The organism is Shewanella sp. MBTL60-112-B2 (assembly GCF_019655055.1).
Taxonomy (GTDB): Bacteria; Pseudomonadota; Gammaproteobacteria; order Enterobacterales; family Shewanellaceae; genus Shewanella.
In genome coordinates, this window is sequence record NZ_BPFA01000002.1 from 24,981 (window position 1) to 44,302 (window position 19,322).

The following is a 19,322-nucleotide window of genomic DNA, read 5'->3' on the forward strand; positions in this document are numbered from 1 at the left end:
AATTTCTGCTTAACGTACCGCACCCACAGCTAAGATAGGAAAAGTAATGCTTGGTATGCGATAAATGTAATAAGTAATACTACGCCATGCCAGGGTTTTAACTGTCTAGCACGGCCAGATAATAAGATCAGTATTGCCAGTGCACTGCTAGTGGCAAGCACCATGTAAAAGTCCCGAGTACTCGCCGCTGCATCGACTGCCCCTGGCGCTATGATGCCAGGTATAGCAAGTACCGCGAGTATATTGAATAAGTTTGAACCAACTATGTTACCGATCGCAAGGTCGTCTTCCTTTTTTAAGACTCCGGCTACACAAGCCGCAAGCTCTGGTAAGCTGGTACCTACGGCAATAATGGTTAGGCCAATCACAAGATCTGATAAGTGATATGCCTTGGCTATCCCAACAGCACCTTGAACCATCCAATCAGCCGATAACGGTAACAATACCATGCCGACCACAAGCCATAAAATCGCTTTAGCTGTAGGCACATCTGCAGGGATCTCATTTTCAGCATCTACTGCTAAGGCATCACGATTTTTACTGAGAAATCCGTGCCAAATCAGATAGCCCATTAAGCCGATAAACAACACTAATAAGCTGATACCTTCGATACGGGTTAAAAAGCCATCGTGTAAGAAATAACCTACAATTACGGTGGCCACTAGCATTAATGGGATCTCTCGTTTCAGCGTCTGTGAACTGACTGAAATCGCTCCAAGTAATGCTGTAATACCTAAGATTAGTGTGATGTTAGCTATGTTAGAGCCGAGTACGTTACCGATTGCGGTATCTGTCATGCCTTCGAGCGATGCGGTGGCCGCAACAAACATCTCTGGAGCTGAGCTACCCATGGCGACAATCGTTAGACCAATTAACATTGGCGGTAAGCCAAGGTTACGAGCAAAGGCTGCTGCACCGTAAACAAACTTATCAGCGCTCCAAACGAGAGCCCCTAAGCCTGCGACTAACATAAAAATATTAAATAACATCGATTCTTAGTATTTTTGGGTATAGCCGGCTATTTTCGCTGTAATTGAAGAAAAATGAAAGTATTGAGGCGAGATAGTATCGATTTGGTTGTGCCTCTGTGGTCAATTACGTACAATTTCTCCCTTTCCGGTACGGAAAATGGAAGTTTCCATAATTTAGCTGCAGGGTGCGTGTATGACTCAACCCCAGAAAACACTGGTTAAAACCCAAAATATGGCATTTAGCCGTGGTGAGCATGTTATTTTTGAAGATGTGACCCTGTCTATTCCTCAAGGGAAAGTTACTGCGATTATGGGGCCAAGTGGTATCGGAAAAACGACCTTGCTTAAGCTTATTGGCGGCCAATTAACTCCCGACAGTGGCTCGGTATTATTCGATGGTATCAATGTTCATACTTGTAGCCGTAATGAGCTGTTTACGCTGCGTAAGCGTATGAGTATGTTATTTCAAAGTGGCGCCCTATTTACCGACATGAATGTGTTCGATAATGTCGCTTTCGCCCTAAGAGAACATTCAGGCCTTCCCGAAGCGATTATTCGAAGAATCGTTTTGATGAAGCTAGAGGCCGTAGGCCTACGAGGCGCGGCGCAATTGATGCCAACAGAGCTTTCGGGCGGAATGCAGCGCCGCGCCGCTCTTGCCAGAGCAATAGCATTAGAGCCTGAGATGGTACTTTATGATGAGCCTTTTGCTGGACAGGATCCTATCTCTATGGGGGTACTGGTAAAGCTTATTCGTGAACTTTCCGATGCGCTAAACCTTACATCGGTCGTCGTTTCTCACGATGTGGCAGAAGTGCTTGGCATTGCAGATTATGTTTATGTATTAGCTGACAAACGTATTATTGCTCATGGTACACCGGAAGAGCTGCGCTTATCGGATAATCCGCAGTTAAAGCAATTTATTGGTGGTGAACCAGACGGTCCGGTCCCCTTCCATTATCCAGCACAAGATTACAAGAAGGAACTTCTCCGTGAGCTTGATTGATCAAATTGCTCGACTTGGTAGAGCTGCAATTGAGTTAGTTATAGGGTTAGGACAAGCAGGTCTAATGCTGTGGGGCGCCATTGCACATCGTCCTAGATTTCGTAAAGGCACGCCGCTACTGCTAAAGCAGTTGTATGTGGTGGGCGTACAGTCGATGGTGATTATCTTAGTGTCGGGGCTGTTTATCGGCATGGTACTGGCGCTACAGGGCTATAATATTTTAGTAGGCTTTGGCACCGAAGAAAGCTTAGGCCCTATGGTTGCCTTGAGCTTATTGCGAGAATTGGGTCCTGTGGTTACCGCATTGCTATTTGCTGGTCGAGCAGGTTCGGCATTAACAGCTGAGCTCGGCCTAATGAAAAGTACCGAGCAGTTATCGAGTCTAGAGATGATGGCTATTGACCCATTAAGACAGATTATTGCACCGCGCTTTTGGGCGGGCGTTATCAGTTTGCCCTTATTAGCACTGATGTTTACTGCCGTCGGGATCTACGGTGGTCACATTGTCGGTGTCGAGTGGAAAGGCATTGATAGCGGTAGTTTTTGGTCAATACTTCAGGCTTCTGTTGAGTGGCGAGAAGATATCGTTAACTGCATTATCAAGAGTTTGTTATTTGCGGTAGTGGTAACTTGGATTGCGCTTTATAGAGGCTATCACGTGATCCCAAACCCTGAAGGGATTAGCAGAGCAACAACCCAAACCGTAGTGCAGTCGAGCTTAGCTGTTTTAGCATTGGACTTCTTATTAACGGCAGTAATGTTTGGTAGTTAATTAATACGACGAGTGTATATTTCTAGTTGTTAATTATTATTTAGATTTATTGAATAGAGTGGTAAATGAGTTATGTTGACAAGGAAAATTGAGATTCTAGTCGGTCTATTCTTATTGTCCGGATTGGCAGCTTTTCTAGTGTTAGTGTTTAACATTGCCAATGTTGAGGTCAAGTCCGGTGATAGTAGTTATACCCTGCATGCAAAGTTTAGTAATATTGGCGGCCTTAAAGTTCGCTCGCCAGTTAAAGTCGGCGGTGTAGTCGTTGGTCGTGTTAGTGCAATTAATTTAGACCCTGAAAAACTAGTACCGGTCGTCACCATTGCTATGGACAAGCGCTATCACTATTTTCCTGAAACAAGCACTTTGTCGATTTTAACTTCAGGCTTGTTAGGCGAACAATTTTTAGGTTTAACACCTGGTTTTATGGACGATGATATTGAGCTATTGACTGATGGTGACAGTATTCACGACACAAATTCTGCTTTGGTGCTAGAAGAGTTGATCGGGCAATTTCTGTATAGCACGGGTTCAAAGGATTAACCTCTTAGGGTAAGTAGTTGGAGTATTTAAAAATGTTTAAAGGTTTCTATCGCAGTGTCATGTTAGCCATTATTACGCTGTTAAGTGTTAGTTTTAGTGTTAGCGCTGATGCAGAGGCAAGTACAGATATCGATCAAACCAACCCTTTTACCTTAGTAGAGGCTGTTGCTAACAAGACCTTTGCGCGTTTCCATCAAGATGAACAGCTTATTGCCGATAACCCCGACCACCTAAAGGTTATCGTGACGGAAGAGTTGATGCCTTATGTAGATTATAAGTACGCCTCCTATAAGGTTTTGGGTCAATATCTACGTGATACCACTAAAGATCAGCGTGATCGTTTCGTTGAAGCTTTTAGGGGGTATTTGATTTCAACTTACGCCCAAGCATTTACAGAATATACCGATCAGACGGTACAATACGCCAAAGCAGGTGACTTTGCTGACGAGAAGTTTGTTAACGTCAATGTGCAAATCATCGAGCAGGGACGACCTGCCATTAAGTTGCAATTTAAAGCTCGCCGTTTAAAAAATGGCAATTGGAAAGCATTTGACTTAATTGCCGAAGGCGTTAGCTTGTTATCATCTAAGCAGTCTGAAATCACAAATCTTGTACGTCAACAAGGTATCGAGTCGGTGATTACTATGCTCAATGAGCGCACAAATCAACATATTGATTTAGATGCGAACGAGAAAAAGAGCTAGTGGTTTCATTTAAACAACAAGGGATTAATTGTGCCGTATCTGGGTGTTTAGACCAAGAGGCGGTGCGCAGTCTATGGAATGGACGCAGTAGTATTTTAGACCCAGACACCGCATTTTTGTGGCTTTCTGAAATTGAATATTGTGATAGTGCTGGCGTGGCATTTTTACTTGAGTTAGTCAGTACTTTTGCTGCCAAAGGCGCAAGCTTAAAGCTTGTATCGCCTTCAGAGCAGCTTAAGAAATTTATTGTATTATACGATTTAAACGACTTCTTTATCGAAGAAGCTAAGTAAGGTGAACTGTTCCATGGAATGTAAAGAAATTGAAACCATCCTTTTAAACGAGCTTTCTTTAGAGGAAGTTAAAGTGACTCAAGAAGGGACACACTACAAGATTGTTGCTGTAGGTGAATGCTTTGACGGTATGGGACGAGTTAAACAACAGCAAACAATTTACGGCCCATTAATGGCTCACATTACTAGCGGTGAGTTACACGCTATTACGATTAACGCATTCACGCCTACCCAATGGAAGCGTGAAAAAGTCTTTAATATGTAATTGCGGATTTAGAGAGTTAAAGTGGATAAATTAAAAATTGAAGCAAGTGGTGCACTTGCTGGAAACGTGGTTATCTCTGGCGCTAAAAATGCCGCTTTGCCTATTTTAATGGCGGGTGTGCTGGCCGAGACGGACTTCAATGTTTCTAACGTACCAAATCTAAGAGATGTGAATACCAGCTGCGAATTACTGCGCTGTTTAGGTGCCGAAGTGACTCGCTCAGGTACTGATAAGGTGTGCATCTCTACGACTAACCTTAATGAGTTTTGTGCACCGTATGAGTTGGTTAAAACCATGCGCGCATCGATTCTTATTTTAGGGCCTTTATTAGCTCGATATGGCACAGCCGATGTATCTTTGCCTGGTGGCTGCGCTATTGGTGCTCGTCCTGTAAACCTGCACTTGCAAGGTCTTGAGCAGATGGGCGCACAAATTGAAGTGCAAGAAGGCTACATTAAGGCTCGTGTTGACGGCCGTTTGAAAGGCGCGCATATCTTTATGGATATGATTAGCGTTGGCGCGACAGAAAACTTGTTAATGGCAGCATCTTTAGCGGATGGCGAAACCATTATCGAAAACGCTGCACGTGAACCTGAAGTGGTTGATTTGGCTAACTGCTTAATTGCAATGGGTGCAAAAATTGAAGGTGCGGGTACCGATACCGTACGTATTCAAGGTGTAGAGTCACTTAAAGGTTGCGATTACCGAGTGATGCCAGATCGTATCGAAACCGGTAGCTTCTTAGTGGCTGCAGCGGTGACGCGCGGTAAAATCCGTTGTACTCAGGCAGACCCTAAGTCGCTTGAAGCGGTATTAGCAAAGCTTGAAGATGCTGGTGCAAACATCACCACGGGTGATGACTGGATTGAGCTAGATATGCAGGGCAAACGCCCTAAAGCAGTAAACATCAAGACCGTGGCATACCCAGGTTTCCCAACTGATATGCAAGCGCAGTTTTGTGTACTTAACGCATTAGCTGAAGGTACGGCTACGATCACCGAAACCATTTTCGAAAACCGCTTTATGCATGTACCAGAACTTAGCCGCATGGGTGCAACCATGGAGCTGGAAGGCAATACTTGCATCATTCATGGTATTGAAAAGTTAAATGGTGCGCAGGTAATGGCAACAGATCTTCGTGCGTCAGCAAGCCTTGTGATAGCGGGTTTAGTTGCAGAAGGCACAACCATTGTCGATCGTATTTATCATTTAGATCGTGGTTACGAACATATCGAAGACAAGTTTAAAGGCTTAGGCGGACACGTTGAACGTGTGAAGTCGTAACCTTTAAAGTCTTACTAATAAAAAGCCACTTAAGTGTATTCACCTAAGTGGCTTTTTTGTTTTATGACTTAGCGCAAGTTTCGTTTCGATGAAATAAGAAGCAGATCAAACCAAGCTTAACTCTTGGGTGTTATGTTTGTGTAATGCCTGTATTTGTCACGTTTAACATCTACCTTTTCTACGGCCTCGTTTTTTTCTCGATGGGCTGCGCTGTAGTGTTTCGAAACTTTCGCTATAGCCAATTAAAGGTAGCTCCGACACTTTGGGCACTGGCAATATTTGGTTTTTCCCATGCCTTTCATGAATGGTCAGAGCTTTATGTTCTTATCTTTTCTGACCATATAGCCCCTCAATATCGCTTAATAACTCAGTGGCTCTGCTTGGTAAAGTTATTCTTATCCTACGCCGCATTAATGGTATTTGCGTGGCAGATATTAACCATTAGCAATAAACGTTTGGCGTATATTGGTCATGGACTGATTATCGCTCTACTTTTGAGTTACGGCTATCTAGTGATCCCTGACTTACATCATCTTGCAGTGAACAAAACCGGTTTTGAAGAAGCTAGTCGTTATACACGTAGTTTGATCGGATTTGGTTCCGCGGCCTTAGCGGGGATCGGTATGGTATTTTATGGCAATAGTTTACGCCAAGAGGAGCATGGGTATGGCTTGTACTTTTCTCTTTCTGGTATTGGCTTAATGATTTACGGCGTGCTGTCAGGCTTAGTTCCGACAGAGTCTCACCATAGCGTACCCGTTTTAAGAACTTTTGCTGGAGGCCTTATTTTAATTGCACTGTTTAAGGCGCTAAAGGTCTTTGATTTAGAAAAGGAGCAGGCCACAGAGGCAAAACTTAAGCGAGCGATTGAAGCAGATAAATATAAAGCGATAGGCCAGCTTGCTATGGGGGTGGCCCACGAGATCAATAATCCATTGGCATCATCTAGCTTGGCGCTCGATCTATGGGAGCGAAAGCATCCTGAGATCTCGAGCTCTGAAAGCAATTACCTCAGTCGTGTTCGCCTTGGTATAGAGCGTGCCTCGTCTATTAGTAAAGAGTTGCTTAACTACGCAAGGCCTGCATCGGCTAGGCGCAGTTTCGTTGCGCTTAGAGATATTTTAGACTCTGGCATAAAGTTGTTGTCGCATCGAACCAAGCAAAACCGTGTTCAGCTCGATTGTAGTGACTGTATTATTTTATATGGCGAGAGAATTAAGTTAGAAGAGCTGTTTATTAATCTAGTCTGCAATGCCATAGACGCATCTGTACCTAATAGCTTGATACTTGTGCGTGCAACTCAGGATGAACATAAGGTGTTTGTGATCGTTGAAGATTATGGTTGCGGCATGAGTGAAGAGGAATTAGCTCGGTCCACAGAGTTATTTTATTCCACCAAGGCGGTTGGGCAGGGAACTGGGCTAGGTCTGGCGATTTGTGAGCAGATAGTGTCACTGCATAATGGGAAAATGAATATTGTGAGTAGCGAAGGGAAAGGTACGCGAGTAGAGCTAACATTTTATCGGGAGCATCAATCATGACTGCAATCTTGTTAGCTGAGGACGATATAGAGCTTAGCCAAAATATGGTTGAAATACTTGAGCTTGAAGGTTTTAGCGTGACGGCTGTTGAAAGCGCGGAGGAGGCAATCCTTGCAAGTGAAAAGCAGCACTTTGATATTGCGTTGCTAGACTTATTGATGTCAGGTATGACCGGGGTTGAAGCCATTTCTAACCTGAGGCAAAACCAGCCCTTAATTGCCGTCATTATTATCACCGCCTACGCCACGGTCGATACAGCAGTGGATGCGATGAAAAAAGGGGCTGATAGCGTGATGACTAAGCCTTTTAAAAGTCAGGAGCTCATAGTCACCATAAGGCGAAGCTTAGCGGAGAAGCAACTGTTTAAGAGCCGTAGCGACCTAGATCCTGATTTAGTTTATAGCGCTTTAGCTAATCCCTATCGCCGCAAGGCTCTAAAAGTACTGGCAGTACATAAAGCACTTAAGTTTATGGATCTATGCCGTTTGGTTGAAATTGAGGACCATACTAAGTTTAATTTCCATCTGAGACAGCTCAAGAAGGCTGGGCTTGTTACGCAAAATGAGAGTAAGATCTACATTTTGACAAACACTGGTCAATTTGTGGTAACAAATCACAACATCTCCAGTGAGTAAAACATTATATTAAATAGTTAGTTATATGAAGGTTGATAACTATAGTTCACAACTATTTAATCTCCGTGAACTCTAGTTATCTATCTCTTTAGTGGTAACTCTTCAATACTTGTTTCATGCCCAAAGAGGCATATCAGTCGCCATTCCCTGCAACGTTGGCGATATGAATAGCAATGTTGAGGATGAACTTATGAACGCACAAATCCCCTGTAAAAAATTACTACTCGCTAGCATGATTACCATGTTGGTTGCTTGTGGTAGTGACAATGATGACGATACTAATTTACCTGTTGAAAATACCCCGCCAGTAGCTGTAGCAGATTTTGCTAATGTCTTAGCGCAAGACGTGGTGACAATTGATGTGCTTGCAAATGATACTGATGCCGATGGAGATACGTTATCTATCGTGTCAGTAGATTCAGAGAGCGCAGTGATTAAAGATGGCAAGGTTGACTTTACAGCTGGTACTGAAGCTGGCGAAGTGAAGTTTAATTACACTATCACCGACGGTACCGATGAAGCATCGGCGATAGTGACGGTAACTGTTGAGGCACAGCCAGTGCCCGAGCCGCTAACTTATGTTGGCAGCGCCGCTTGTGCAGGCTGTCATAGCGGTCAACATGAAACCTTTAGTAAGACAGGCCATAACTTTAAGATCCAAAAGATCGAAAATGGTGAGCAACCTACTTTCCCCTATACACCTGAAGCAACCATTACTGGTGCTATCGACTTGTTACAGTTTGCTGGACCGAATGGCGACGGTACGACAAATAATGCGCTAGGTGCGCCAACCAGCTACGATGATGTGACTTACGTTGTTGGTGGTTACCGCTGGAAGATGCGCTGGTTAGATGCTGATGGTTATATAGTCACTGGCACTAACGTGCAATATAACATTCGTAATAGTGCTGGTGAGTTGAACATCCCTGAAAATCACCTTAATGATCCTGATGTGATGGGTAATTATAAAACCGGTGACATGAACTATCAGTATAAGTGTGGTAACTGCCATACAACGGGGTGGAAGCGCACAACTACCGATGATAGCGATGTAAGAAATCTGGATAGACAGGATGATTTACCTGGAATGGGCGGCACCTTTGCCGAGCAAGGTGTGCAATGTGAAGCCTGTCATGGCGCAGGTAGTGACCATATTAAGGCGCCTTCAAAAGCTAACATCACTAAAATCGCTACGGCTCGTACCACAGACGACTTCCTCGCAGAAGATATGGCATTTGGTAAAGCGGTGACTTGTGCTGAATGTCATACTCGTGATGGCGAGAAGGATTATCCAACGTATGTGAGCGCCTATAATGCTGCCTTCCCTGATGGCAGCCAAGTGGGTGGACGCATTATTTCTAGTAGCGGTCTATCTAAGCATCACCAGACAGCCGATGAAATACTTGGTGTGGTTCCTGAAGCCCACGGTAGCCATCAAGCGGGTGACGAGATTGGTCCTAAGCGTAATATGAGCTGTACCACTTGTCATGACTCTCACAAGTCGACGGTCAATCAAGATAGTGCCGATGGCCTACATGCTGGAGCAGTGAAAGCCTGTACTGATTGTCACGATAAAGAGTTCACCGACGGTGGTGGTTCATTTGGTCATGCAAATATGGCTGAATGTACAACATGTCATATGCCAAAGCTTGCAAAGAGTGCAGTGACTCATCTAGGTAAAGACGGCACAACAGCTTTCGGTGATGTGAAGTCTCATCTATTTACTATCGACTTAGACCCAGCGGCCAAGCAGTTCACTGAAGATGGTAAGTTCCAGATGCCTTGGTCAACTGCGCAGTACTCTTGTGGTGAATGTCATGCAGATTATGCAGACAAAGCTGCGGCATTGCCTAAAATCCATAAATAACAATAAGCTCATCATTATTTAGTCCTGCCGACAAGCCGCGCTAATGTATTTAGCGTGGCTTTTATGTTCGAAGCACAGGTTTACTCTGGGGGCGTGTTAATTAAGTTTAATCTGAAATAGCTGAGTGATTGCAAGATGTTTGCTAGTGTTAGTCTAAATTAGCAACGGAGAGCATTATGGTATTATGGATGAGACTGACTATTTTAGCCGCCTTGATTAGCGCAGCGATAGGCTGTTATGCGGCGGGAATAGTACAAGGGGCGACGGGATTAGTTGTGATAGGCGTACTATTTGAGTTGGCATTTTGGGTCGGCCTGTTCAAGCAAGATCGAAGATGTTAGGAAAGGCAGAGAAAGGTCCTAGGTCCTAGGAAAAACAGGAAAGCTGAGACGGTATGGCTGAGTCGGTAAGGCTAAGACGCTAAGGCTGAGACGGTAAGGCTGAGACGGTAAGGCTGAGACGGTAAGGCTGAGACGGTAAGGCTGAGACGGTAAGGCTGAGACGGTAAGGCTGAGACGGTAAGGCTAAGACGGTAAGGCTGAGACGGTAAGGCTAAGACGGTATGGCTAAGACGGTAAGGCTGAGAGGATGAAGCGGGTAACAGAGGCCGTCGTTTTAGTAAAAAAGTCGAATGAAATGAAAAAGGCAAAACAGCTGATACTGTTTTGCCTTTTCGCGTTTTATGTTTTGCTAGCAGCTAGAATCAACTAACACTCGTACCTAGCACCGAGAACGCTTCGCGGCTAGAGCGGACAGCGTCTTGGGATACAATCAAAAGCGGTGCTCAGCTCTTATCTTTCAGCCTTTGATTTTCCGTCTTTACCGTCTTATCTTGTATCGTCTTTTTCGTCTCAGCTTTTCCTAAAACCTAATTATAATGAACCGGCTTCTCGGCTATAACTACAGGTACTTCGTAAGACTTACCATCTCGAATAACTGTAATCATGACCTTTTTTCCTGGTGTGGTTTCAGCAATTCTATCCATCAGCATTTCGACACCAGGAATAGACTCACCTTCATACTTGGTGATCACATCACGGGGTTGAAGCTTAGCCTGCGCAGCCGGGCCATTACGGTCAATGCTAGTAATAACCACGCCAGTTAGGTCTGGTAGGTTTAAAATCTGCGCCATAACAGGGCCTACGGGCTCACCGCCAATACCAAGGGCACCACGAATAACACGGCCATTCTTGATTAGTTTACCCATGATGCTATGGGCCAACTTAATTGGAATCGCGAAGTTAATACCGTGACCACCACCTTCACCGCCAATTTGAAAAGCTGCAGTGTTAATGCCAATAAGCTGGCCTGTGGTATCGATTAGTGCGCCACCCGAGTTACCAGCATTAATTGCTGCATCGGTCTGTAGGAAGTCTAAGTAACCAGAACTTAAGCCGTTGCGGCCCGTCGCACTGATTATGCCTTGGGTTATGGTTTGGCCAAGGTTGTATGGATTACCAATAGCTAGAACGACATCACCAACACGCGCGGGGATCTCTAAGCTGACAGGCACAACGGGAAGGTTATCACCTTCAACTTTGAGCACGGCTAAGTCGGTTTCGGGATCGGAACCCACAACTTCAGAGGTGAACTTACGGCCATCTTGTAGAGCGACGACAATTTCATCGGCCTTCTTAATAACGTGATAGTTGGTAAGAATGTAACCCTCTTTACTCATTATCACGCCTGAACCTAGTCCTTGAAGGGAACCTGGGTTTAACGGTTTAGATTGATCTATGCTCAAGCTATAGATGTTGACTACAGCTGGTGCAGCTCTGCGCACAGCTTTAGAGAAAGAGAGCTCGCTGCTACTTGTCGAAACTCGGCTAGTGATGCCATTGGTTAAGCTCTGGCCGGTAATAAGTGGCAAAACAAAAATAATAACTGCAGCCATGATAAGGCCAAATAGAATGGCTTTACCGACATATATGAGAGTGTCTTTAATGATCATGTCTGAGAATAAATACTGAAAAGATGAAATATATTAACATGATTGTACTAGCTTGTACGCAATCATGATAAAGCGCTTTAAATCCTAAAAGAGAGCCGAGCAAATAGCTCGGCTCTTTAGTTAACTATTGCAGTGCTTACCTAAGGATTAAATACAAGCTAGTGTTATCACGCTTAATCTTTAGCGCCACAGAGCCTTTTTGATCTTCAAGCGCAGATTTAAGAGCTTTAAGACTTTTTACCTTAGTGCGGTTAACACCAACAATTATGTCCCCTTTTATTAAGCCACTTGCAGCAGCAGGAGAGCCTTGAGCAACATCGGTGATTTCAACTCCTGACGAGCTTGCCGTTTCCAGTTTTGCTCCTTGTAACATAGGGTGTACTGCGCCCGCTGCCGCTTCAGCAGCTTGGGTCGACTCACCTAGTACCGCGGTAACCGTTTCTTCGTCACCATCACGGATTAAACCAAATTCCACTTTACTACCCGCGCCCATAGTCGCGACTTTTGCACGTAGCTCCTGGAAGCTCTTAATGCTGCGCCCATTAACGCTAACAATAATATCACCGACTTTTATTCCTGCTTTAGCTGCGGCGCTGTCAGGCATCACTTCGTTGATAAAGCCACCATGTTGGGTTTCGATACCGAAACCTTTGGCGAGTTCGCTGGTAAGATCTTGACCCATTACACCAAGCACGCCGCGGCGTACTTCACCGTGTTCGATGATTTGCTGCACAAGGTTGTTGGCCATATTGGCCGGTATCGCGAAGCCTATGCCGACGTTACCACCTCCTGGCGCCACAATCGCTGTGTTAATACCGATTAGCTCACCGTTTAGGTTAACTAGCGCACCACCAGAGTTACCGCTGTTGATCGCAGCATCGGTTTGAATAAAGTTCTCTAGCATTTCAATGCCAAGGCCACTACGGCCCATGGCACTGACGATACCAGAGGTAACTGTTTGGCCAAGGCCGAATGGATTACCAATGGCTACAGCAAAGTCACCGACTTGGAGTTTATCTGAGTCGGCACGTTTCAATGCGGTTAAGTTCTTGGCTTTTATCTGTAATAAAGCAATATCAGATTCTGCATCTGCACCAATCAGTTTTGCTTCGACTTCTCGGCCATCATGGAGACCAATAAGTATTTCATCAGCCCCTTCAATCACATGGTTGTTGGTGACGATATAACCTTCGTCGGCATCAATAATAACCCCTGAACCCAGTCCTTTAAATGGACGCTCCTGTACTTGTTCTCGAGGCGCGTTAGGACCGAAGAAGTAACGAAATGCGTCAGGCACTTTTTGCTTTGATACGTGAGTACCTGAGACGGCAACCGCAACCACAGCAGGTGTAGTTTTTTGAAGCATGGGTGCTAGGCTTGGTAACTCTTGACCATCAACAGCCAAAGGAATCGCGGCTTGAGAGGCCACTGGAGCGAGTGTCAGGGTTGCAGTTAATATCGCTGCAGAAAGTAAGGATAATTTAGTCTTCATCTATAATGCTCCATTTTCAAAACCTAATTTTTCAAATCTAATAATTAAAATCTAAGTTTTAAAACCAAAATTGTAAAAACGATGAGAATGGCTACTTATAGCCATTTCGCTAGATACTGAGGATCAGTACGTGGTTTCATTCAATAATGATTCGGACTCAAGTGAGTATCAAAAAGTTCATCAATTATTAACAAAGGTTAATTTATCCCCATACATCTATACAGCAACCAGCTTTTGTTCCTCATGAGACTCAGGTTGTTCATGACACTTTTCTGCTGTATTTTGAACGCCTAATTCAGGTAGTTGCTTATCAGTTATTGGCGATGTAAATAAGCTGGCTGATGCATTCCACTGTTGATTGACCCTATTTAACTGGGCAGTGAGTTCTGCCAACTGCTTATAATGGTCATCGAAATGGTCTGACACTTCTTGTTTATATTGACTGAGCTCTAATTGCGTTTGCTCTAACTGTTCATTGTTGCTTTTGTGGCGATTGTTTTTAGCTAATAAAGTATGGCCCACATAGCCAAATACGCCACCAATCACAAATGCGGCAAAGGTTAATGCCCACTCCATATAGACTCCTAAATTTACTTATATGATGCTGATTGAACCAAATATACATCGCGAATTTCTGCCGCGGTACTGTTTACTTCAAAATATACCCGCAAATGGCTTAAATTGCGCTGAACTGTATTTATCCTTTACAAAAATTGAATGATCTATGTATCAGACTTGCTGATGTATTGTGGGTTTCTAGCGTGATACCATTGACTTATAATGATTAAAAAAACCTCGTCAAATGGTCCTATCTTTAGTTTAAGTGGGCTGATTTGTGTATTCCCCTACATATAGAGAATGGTTTACGTGTCGCAATTAACCCCATGGCAGCATTATCAGCAAGATTTAACTCGAGATGACTTTTCACATGACGCCGCTCAAGAGTTGGCCGTAAAACAGTTACAGCGGGTCTATGATGATCTGATAGCGTTAAATGCAGATCAGAGTAAGGGCTTATTTTCGTTATTTAGCAAAAAGCGTAAACAAGGCGTTCAAGGTTTATATTTATGGGGTGGGGTAGGTCGCGGTAAGACCTATCTAATGGACACTTTCTTCGATGCCTTACCCGGTGATAAAAAGCTGCGTGCACACTTTCATCGTTTTATGCATCAACTGCATATCGATCTAGCTGAGTTACAAGGACAAAGAGATCCACTAATTGTGATTGCGAAGAAAATGGCTACACAATATCAGGTGATCTGTTTTGACGAGTTCTTTGTATCTGATATTACTGATGCCATGTTGCTCGGCACCTTGTTTGAGTCACTCTTTGCCGAAGGGGTAGCATTGGTTGCAACCTCTAATATCATTCCAGATGAGCTTTATCGTAATGGGCTGCAGCGTGCGCGCTTCTTGCCAGCGATAGCTGCAATTAATAAACACTGCGAGATTTTGAATGTCGACTCTGGTGTTGACTATCGTTTAAGAACCCTAGAGCAGGCTGAGATTTTCCATTCACCTTTGGACACCAAGGCTGAGCAAAATTTACAAGAATACTTTCAGAAGCTAGCACCAGAGTCAGAGGTCTCGACCCAAGGCTTAGAAATCGATAATCGAATCATCAATATTCGTCAGCAGGCGCAAGGGGTGTTACTCATCGATTTTAGAGCTTTATGCGATGGCCCTAGAAGTCAGCGAGATTATATGGAAGTGGCAAGGTTATACCATACGGTGCTATTGAGTAATGTAGAGCAGATGGGCGAGCATTTAACTGGAGATGATATCGCGCGTCGCTTCCTAGCTATGGTGGATGAGTTTTACGAGCGCAATGTAAAGCTGATTATCTCATCGGCGGTTCCTCTTGAGGATATCTATACTGAAGGCTTATTAAGCTTCGAGTTTAGACGCTGCCGCTCTAGGTTAATTGAGATGCAATCACATGATTATCTCGCTTTGGAGCATATTCCGTAGATTTTCTGTTTAAAATTAATAGAAAACTGCAGCAGGATCGCTTATTGTTCGCGGCCAAAAATGTCTGTAGCGACATTAAAGAGCCTTACTAGAAGGATCTTTCACCAGTTTGCTTGGTATTTTTTGCAATGAGTGCATAAAAGGCGGCGGAATAAATTAAAACTGATAAGAATTAATCTAAAAAATTAGGTGATTTTTAACTCAGCTTTGTCTATAATCCGCAACCTGCCCTCGTTATCCACCAATTAGGTGGAAGTTGTAAAGCTTATTCTTTGCTCGAAGGGGCGGGGAATGGCACTTTTTGTGTTTTTGCCAATGATGGCATAAACATGTGAGACAGAATTTTAACATTGGGTTTTTGTAAAATGAAGACTACTTTTACTGCTACACCAGAAACAGTCACTCGTGATTGGTTCGTCGTTGACGCCGAAGGTAAAACTTTGGGTCGTATCTCTACTGAAATCGCTGCTCGCCTACGTGGTAAGCACAAGCCTGAGTATACGCCTCATGTAGATACTGGTGACTACATCATCGTTATTAACGCTGATAAAGTTGCTGTGACTGGTAACAAAGCTAAAGGCAAAGTTTACTACTCACATTCAGGTTTCATCGGTGGCATTAAGCAGATCACTTTTGAGAAGCTACAAGCTCATAAGCCTGAAATGATTATCGAAAAGGCTGTTAAGGGTATGCTACCTAAAGGTCCATTGGGCCGTGCCATGTTCCGTAAGCTTAAAGTTTACGCTGGTACAGAGCATAACCACGCTGCACAACAACCTCAAGTTCTTGATATCTAAACGGGATTATAGCAATGGCTGCAACTCAATACTACGGCACTGGCCGTCGCAAAACATCTACTGCTCGCGTATTCGCTAAAGTAGGTACTGGTAACATTATCGTTAACAAGCTACCTCTAGACGAATACTTCGGTCGTGAAACTTCTCGCATGGTTGTTCGTCAGCCTCTAGAGCTAGTTGAAATGACTGAGAAGTTAGACATCATGGTAACTGTAAAGGGTGGTGGTAACACTGGCCAAGCAGGTGCAATCCGTCACGGTATTACCCGTGCGTTGATGGAACTTGACGAGTCTCTACGTCCTACTCTACGTGCTGCTGGTTTCGTTACCCGTGATGCTCGTAAAGTTGAGCGTAAGAAAGTTGGTCTACGTAAAGCACGTCGTAAGCCACAATTCTCAAAGCGTTAATTTTCGCTTTCAGAGTTCAAAAAACCCAGCTATATGCTGGGTTTTTTATTATCTAAAATCTGCTATGTTGTATTAATACCAACCAGTATAAAAATTTGTTCGCCATTTGGAGCGTTTTGGGCTGCCTACTTCTGCGTTGAACAGCTTCACAAGTGCACAACCATTCTTTCAGTTATTCCCTTTGAATTAGTTTACCAAAAAACGCTCTGAGTAGATCTGAGTAGATCAGCTTCTTATACTGATTGGTATAATCCCGAGACTCTGCTAATCGATTTGAATTAGTCTTTCAAAAAACACTCTGAGTAGATCGACTTCTTATACTAATTAGTATTAATTTGTGAGCCATAATAGCGAGACTCGGTCGCATCGCTTTGAGCTGCTTAAGTTCAGATTTTAGGTTTTATTCGCTAGATTGTTCACCTACAGGAACACAATGTTATGTCATTTGAGTTAATCATGCTGTCATTAGGTTTGGTCTTAATAATTGAAGGAATTGGTCCTCTTTTGTTTCCAAATCGTTGGCGGGCCTATCTAAAAGAAATTTCCAATCAAAATCAGCAGCTTTTGCAAAGACTTGGTGGTTCCTTAGTCACTGTTGGCATAGTGTTGGTGATTATTTTTTCATAAATTACTTGCCTATAGCCCCCATAGATCTGCTAAAATCCCGTTTTAACCACTACCGTGCAGCAAATAATGGGCAAAAACGTTGTAGTTCTCGGCACCCAATGGGGTGACGAAGGAAAGGGTAAGATAGTCGATCTTCTTACCGAACAGGCTAAATATGTCGTTCGTTACCAAGGTGGCCACAATGCGGGTCATACTCTAGTAATTGATGGCGACAAAACCGTTCTTCATCTTATTCCATCAGGGATCTTACGCGATAATGTTAAGTGCATTATTGGTAACGGCGTGGTGCTAGCACCTGACGCGCTGATGACAGAAATTAACATGCTTAAAGAGCGTGGCGTACCTGTAGAGGAACGTTTATTAATTTCTGAAGCATGTCCTCTAATCCTACCATTCCACTGTGCTCTTGATATTGCTCGCGAAAAAGCGCGCGGCAACAATGCAATTGGTACAACGGGTCGTGGTATTGGTCCAGCATACGAAGATAAAGTTTCTCGTCGCGGTTTACGTGTAGGCGATCTGTTTGATGCAGAATTGTTTGCAGTAAAACTTAAAGAAGTAATGGCTTACCATAACTTCATGCTGACTGAGTACTACAAGTGTGATGCTGTTGATTACGAAGAGACATTGAAAGATGCTCTAGCAATCGCTGACTACTTGAAGAGCATGTGCACTGACGTTTCTGAACTTCTTGATCAGGCGCGTAAAGCAGGTGAACCAATTCTATTTGAAGGTGCTCAAGGCACGTTACTAGATATTGACCACGGTACTTATCCGTTCGTAACCTCTTCTAATACTACCGCAGGTGGTGTTGCAACAGGTTCAGGATTTGGTCCACGTCATCTAGACTACGTTTTGGGTATCATGAAGGCATACACCACACGTGTTGGTGCAGGTCCTTTCCCAACAGAATTGAAAAACGAAATCGGCGACTACTTAGGTACTAAGGGTCACGAATTCGGTGCAACTACTGGTCGTAAGCGTCGTCCAGGTTGGTTAGACATCGTCGCTATGAAGCGTGCGGTTCAAATCAACAGTGTTAGCGGTTTCTGCTTAACTAAACTAGACGTTCTAGACGGCCTAGAAGAAGTTAAGATCTGTGTTGGCTACCAGTATCCTGATGGAACTGTAGCGACAACAACTCCTCTAGCGGCTGAAGGTTACGAGAAGGTTACTCCTGTTCTTGAAACTATGCCTGGTTGGAGCGAGTCAACTTTCGGCGCAACTTCTGTTGAGCAATTGCCACAAGCGGCATTGAACTACATTAAGCGTCTAGAAGAGTTGCTAGAAACGCCAATCGATATTATCTCAACGGGTCCGGATAGAAACGAGACCATGATTCTAGTGAATCCGTTCAGTTAATAGAAAAGGCCGCAATTAGCGGCCTTTTTAATGTCTTGCTGTAAGAGCAGTATCAGTTCTAGCTGGACTCAAGAAATACGTTATACTGCCGATGACATTAATAGAGTATATTCAAGTTATCCTTTATTATTGGTAGCTTGATGAAACGGCTATTAGATTAACCCACTGTCATTGAGAATCCTTATGCTGCGTTATGTATTGATTACAATCTTGTCGATATTGTCTCTACCAAGTTTTGCTATGCCTAAAGCAGTTGATGTCTATACTCAGGAGCAATTGGTTGACCTGATTCGAACAAAACGTTATTTGACGCAAGTTAAAGGCGATGACTGCCAGATAGTGCAGGATATTGAAGCAAGGGCTGAGGTGCTAAAGCAGCCTTTGTATCAGTATCTTTGGGCGGAAATGCTCAATTATGGCATCTGCGTTAAGGCGAATCCGCCGCGCGGGATTGCTATGTTAAAAACCTCTGCTGAGCAGGGGAGTGCTGAAGCCATGGTTAGAATGGCTGAGTATTATCACGATGGTAAGTTTGTCATCGAAGATAAACAACGCGCTGTGCAATATACATTGCCAGCTGCCGCGACAGGTGATTTGCCTGCTCGCATGATGTTGGTTCGGTTATTTGGTGAGGGCTATGGTAGTCCTCGAGATTACGAAGTGGGTTTTCATTGGCTATACAATGAAGTGTTTAGTGATGAAACCACCCAAGCCGAAGCAATTAACTTGTTAAAGGTGTTAGAGGCAAAGATGCCGCCCAGCGCAGTTGCTAGGGCAAAGAAAGAACACCTTAGAACGCCACAATAAGCATGTCCTAGAACGTGGGCATGTCAA

General features: G+C 43.9%; 21 protein-coding genes. 17 read left to right on the forward strand and 4 right to left on the reverse strand.

Translation table 11 applies throughout. The annotated features are described in order from the left end of the window. Window positions 1–29: 29 nt before the first annotated feature. Window positions 30–989, reverse strand: a complete 960-nt coding sequence (locus K5Q73_RS01360) for a calcium/sodium antiporter (protein ID WP_220765242.1) — start codon at window positions 987–989, stop codon at window positions 30–32. 175 nt (window positions 990–1,164) lie between these two features. Here K5Q73_RS01360 and mlaF point away from each other — a divergent pair, with 175 nt between their 5' ends. From mlaF to K5Q73_RS01415, 11 genes are all read left to right on the forward strand, one after another. Beyond that, entirely contained in the window at window positions 1,165–1,977 is an 813-nt protein-coding gene (mlaF, locus tag K5Q73_RS01365; protein ID WP_220765241.1) for a phospholipid ABC transporter ATP-binding protein MlaF, read from the forward strand. After that, window positions 1,964–2,749 (forward strand): lipid asymmetry maintenance ABC transporter permease subunit MlaE, encoded by a 786-nt coding sequence (gene mlaE / locus K5Q73_RS01370; protein ID WP_220765240.1) that lies wholly within the window; start codon window positions 1,964–1,966, stop codon window positions 2,747–2,749. The genes mlaF and mlaE overlap by 14 nt, the downstream gene beginning before the upstream one ends. Before the next feature lie 72 nt (window positions 2,750–2,821). Further along, the gene (gene mlaD / locus K5Q73_RS01375) at window positions 2,822–3,292 is read left to right on the forward strand and encodes an outer membrane lipid asymmetry maintenance protein MlaD (protein ID WP_220765239.1); all 471 of its coding nucleotides are present in this window, start codon (window positions 2,822–2,824) and stop codon (window positions 3,290–3,292) included. A 32-nt stretch (window positions 3,293–3,324) separates the two neighbouring features. Continuing rightward, window positions 3,325–3,996 carry a phospholipid-binding protein MlaC gene (locus tag K5Q73_RS01380; RefSeq protein ID WP_220765238.1) on the forward strand — a complete coding sequence of 224 codons (672 nt, stop codon included), beginning with the start codon at window positions 3,325–3,327 and terminating at the stop codon, window positions 3,994–3,996. Then, on the forward strand, window positions 3,996–4,289 hold the full coding sequence (locus K5Q73_RS01385; RefSeq protein WP_220765237.1) for a lipid asymmetry maintenance protein MlaB: 294 nt from the start codon (window positions 3,996–3,998) through the stop codon (window positions 4,287–4,289). The genes K5Q73_RS01380 and K5Q73_RS01385 overlap by 1 nt, the downstream gene beginning before the upstream one ends. Before the next feature lie 13 nt (window positions 4,290–4,302). Next, the gene (locus tag K5Q73_RS01390) at window positions 4,303–4,554 is read left to right on the forward strand and encodes a BolA family protein (protein ID WP_220765236.1); all 252 of its coding nucleotides are present in this window, start codon (window positions 4,303–4,305) and stop codon (window positions 4,552–4,554) included. A 21-nt stretch (window positions 4,555–4,575) separates the two neighbouring features. Then, window positions 4,576–5,838: a UDP-N-acetylglucosamine 1-carboxyvinyltransferase gene (gene murA / locus K5Q73_RS01395; RefSeq protein ID WP_220765235.1), complete on the forward strand. Its 1,263-nt coding sequence runs from the start codon at window positions 4,576–4,578 to the stop codon at window positions 5,836–5,838. Window positions 5,839–5,981: 143 nt separating this feature from the next. Continuing rightward, window positions 5,982–7,379 carry a sensor histidine kinase gene (locus tag K5Q73_RS01400; protein WP_220765234.1) on the forward strand — a complete coding sequence of 466 codons (1,398 nt, stop codon included), beginning with the start codon at window positions 5,982–5,984 and terminating at the stop codon, window positions 7,377–7,379. Beyond that, window positions 7,376–8,014, forward strand: a complete 639-nt coding sequence (locus tag K5Q73_RS01405; RefSeq protein WP_220765233.1) for a response regulator — start codon at window positions 7,376–7,378, stop codon at window positions 8,012–8,014. The genes K5Q73_RS01400 and K5Q73_RS01405 overlap by 4 nt, the downstream gene beginning before the upstream one ends. A 190-nt stretch (window positions 8,015–8,204) precedes the next feature. Continuing rightward, window positions 8,205–9,881, forward strand: coding sequence for an Ig-like domain-containing protein (locus tag K5Q73_RS01410; protein WP_220765232.1), 1,677 nt, complete (start codon window positions 8,205–8,207; stop codon window positions 9,879–9,881). 176 nt (window positions 9,882–10,057) lie between these two features. Beyond that, a complete protein-coding gene (locus K5Q73_RS01415; protein ID WP_220765231.1) occupies window positions 10,058–10,222 on the forward strand; it encodes a hypothetical protein in 165 nt (54 codons plus the stop codon). A 527-nt stretch (window positions 10,223–10,749) separates the two neighbouring features. Here K5Q73_RS01415 and degS read toward each other — a convergent pair. The 3 genes from degS to K5Q73_RS01430 all read right to left on the reverse strand — a co-directional run bounded on the left by degS (window position 10,750) and on the right by K5Q73_RS01430 (window position 13,900). Next, the gene (gene degS, locus K5Q73_RS01420) at window positions 10,750–11,832 is read right to left on the reverse strand and encodes an outer membrane-stress sensor serine endopeptidase DegS (protein ID WP_220765230.1); all 1,083 of its coding nucleotides are present in this window, start codon (window positions 11,830–11,832) and stop codon (window positions 10,750–10,752) included. Window positions 11,833–11,968: 136 nt separating this feature from the next. Then, entirely contained in the window at window positions 11,969–13,324 is a 1,356-nt protein-coding gene (locus K5Q73_RS01425; RefSeq protein WP_220765229.1) for a DegQ family serine endoprotease, read from the reverse strand. A 216-nt stretch (window positions 13,325–13,540) separates the two neighbouring features. Next, window positions 13,541–13,900, reverse strand: a complete 360-nt coding sequence (locus K5Q73_RS01430) for a ZapG family protein (protein ID WP_220765228.1) — start codon at window positions 13,898–13,900, stop codon at window positions 13,541–13,543. Between the two features lie 291 nt (window positions 13,901–14,191). On the opposite strand from K5Q73_RS01430, the gene zapE reads away from it, so the two are divergent. The 6 genes from zapE to K5Q73_RS01460 all read left to right on the forward strand — a co-directional run bounded on the left by zapE (window position 14,192) and on the right by K5Q73_RS01460 (window position 19,295). Continuing rightward, entirely contained in the window at window positions 14,192–15,295 is a 1,104-nt protein-coding gene (zapE, locus tag K5Q73_RS01435; protein WP_220765227.1) for a cell division protein ZapE, read from the forward strand. A gap of 365 nt (window positions 15,296–15,660) precedes the next feature. After that, window positions 15,661–16,092, forward strand: a complete 432-nt coding sequence (gene rplM, locus K5Q73_RS01440) for a 50S ribosomal protein L13 (RefSeq protein ID WP_220765226.1) — start codon at window positions 15,661–15,663, stop codon at window positions 16,090–16,092. A gap of 14 nt (window positions 16,093–16,106) precedes the next feature. Further along, entirely contained in the window at window positions 16,107–16,499 is a 393-nt protein-coding gene (gene rpsI, locus K5Q73_RS01445; RefSeq protein ID WP_220765225.1) for a 30S ribosomal protein S9, read from the forward strand. 438 nt (window positions 16,500–16,937) lie between these two features. After that, entirely contained in the window at window positions 16,938–17,126 is a 189-nt protein-coding gene (locus K5Q73_RS01450) for a DUF2065 domain-containing protein (RefSeq protein ID WP_220765224.1), read from the forward strand. Between the two features lie 66 nt (window positions 17,127–17,192). Beyond that, complete coding sequence (locus tag K5Q73_RS01455) at window positions 17,193–18,488, forward strand: adenylosuccinate synthase (RefSeq protein WP_220765223.1); 1,296 nt, start codon at window positions 17,193–17,195, stop codon at window positions 18,486–18,488. Between the two features lie 183 nt (window positions 18,489–18,671). Further along, on the forward strand, window positions 18,672–19,295 hold the full coding sequence (locus K5Q73_RS01460; RefSeq protein WP_220765222.1) for a tetratricopeptide repeat protein: 624 nt from the start codon (window positions 18,672–18,674) through the stop codon (window positions 19,293–19,295). The last annotated feature ends 27 nt before the right edge of the window (window positions 19,296–19,322 follow it).

Bases quoted from the DNA above. Each gene is read 5' to 3' on its own strand.
- K5Q73_RS01360 (WP_220765242.1), bottom strand. From the start codon at position 989: ATGTTATTTAATATTTTTATGTTAGTCGCAGGCTTAGGGGCTCTCGTT.
- mlaF (WP_220765241.1), top strand. From the start codon at position 1,165: ATGACTCAACCCCAGAAAACACTGGTTAAAACCCAAAATATGGCATTT.
- mlaD (WP_220765239.1), top strand. From the start codon at position 2,822: ATGTTGACAAGGAAAATTGAGATTCTAGTCGGTCTATTCTTATTGTCC.
- K5Q73_RS01380 (WP_220765238.1), top strand. From the start codon at position 3,325: ATGTTTAAAGGTTTCTATCGCAGTGTCATGTTAGCCATTATTACGCTG.
- K5Q73_RS01390 (WP_220765236.1), top strand. From the start codon at position 4,303: ATGGAATGTAAAGAAATTGAAACCATCCTTTTAAACGAGCTTTCTTTA.
- K5Q73_RS01400 (WP_220765234.1), top strand. From the start codon at position 5,982: ATGCCTGTATTTGTCACGTTTAACATCTACCTTTTCTACGGCCTCGTT.
- K5Q73_RS01405 (WP_220765233.1), top strand. From the start codon at position 7,376: ATGACTGCAATCTTGTTAGCTGAGGACGATATAGAGCTTAGCCAAAAT.
- K5Q73_RS01410 (WP_220765232.1), top strand. From the start codon at position 8,205: ATGAACGCACAAATCCCCTGTAAAAAATTACTACTCGCTAGCATGATT.
- K5Q73_RS01415 (WP_220765231.1), top strand. From the start codon at position 10,058: ATGGTATTATGGATGAGACTGACTATTTTAGCCGCCTTGATTAGCGCA.
- degS (WP_220765230.1), bottom strand. From the start codon at position 11,832: ATGATCATTAAAGACACTCTCATATATGTCGGTAAAGCCATTCTATTT.
- K5Q73_RS01425 (WP_220765229.1), bottom strand. From the start codon at position 13,324: ATGAAGACTAAATTATCCTTACTTTCTGCAGCGATATTAACTGCAACC.
- K5Q73_RS01430 (WP_220765228.1), bottom strand. From the start codon at position 13,900: ATGGAGTGGGCATTAACCTTTGCCGCATTTGTGATTGGTGGCGTATTT.
- rplM (WP_220765226.1), top strand. From the start codon at position 15,661: ATGAAGACTACTTTTACTGCTACACCAGAAACAGTCACTCGTGATTGG.
- rpsI (WP_220765225.1), top strand. From the start codon at position 16,107: ATGGCTGCAACTCAATACTACGGCACTGGCCGTCGCAAAACATCTACT.
- K5Q73_RS01450 (WP_220765224.1), top strand. From the start codon at position 16,938: ATGTCATTTGAGTTAATCATGCTGTCATTAGGTTTGGTCTTAATAATT.
- K5Q73_RS01455 (WP_220765223.1), top strand. From the start codon at position 17,193: ATGGGCAAAAACGTTGTAGTTCTCGGCACCCAATGGGGTGACGAAGGA.
- K5Q73_RS01460 (WP_220765222.1), top strand. From the start codon at position 18,672: ATGCTGCGTTATGTATTGATTACAATCTTGTCGATATTGTCTCTACCA.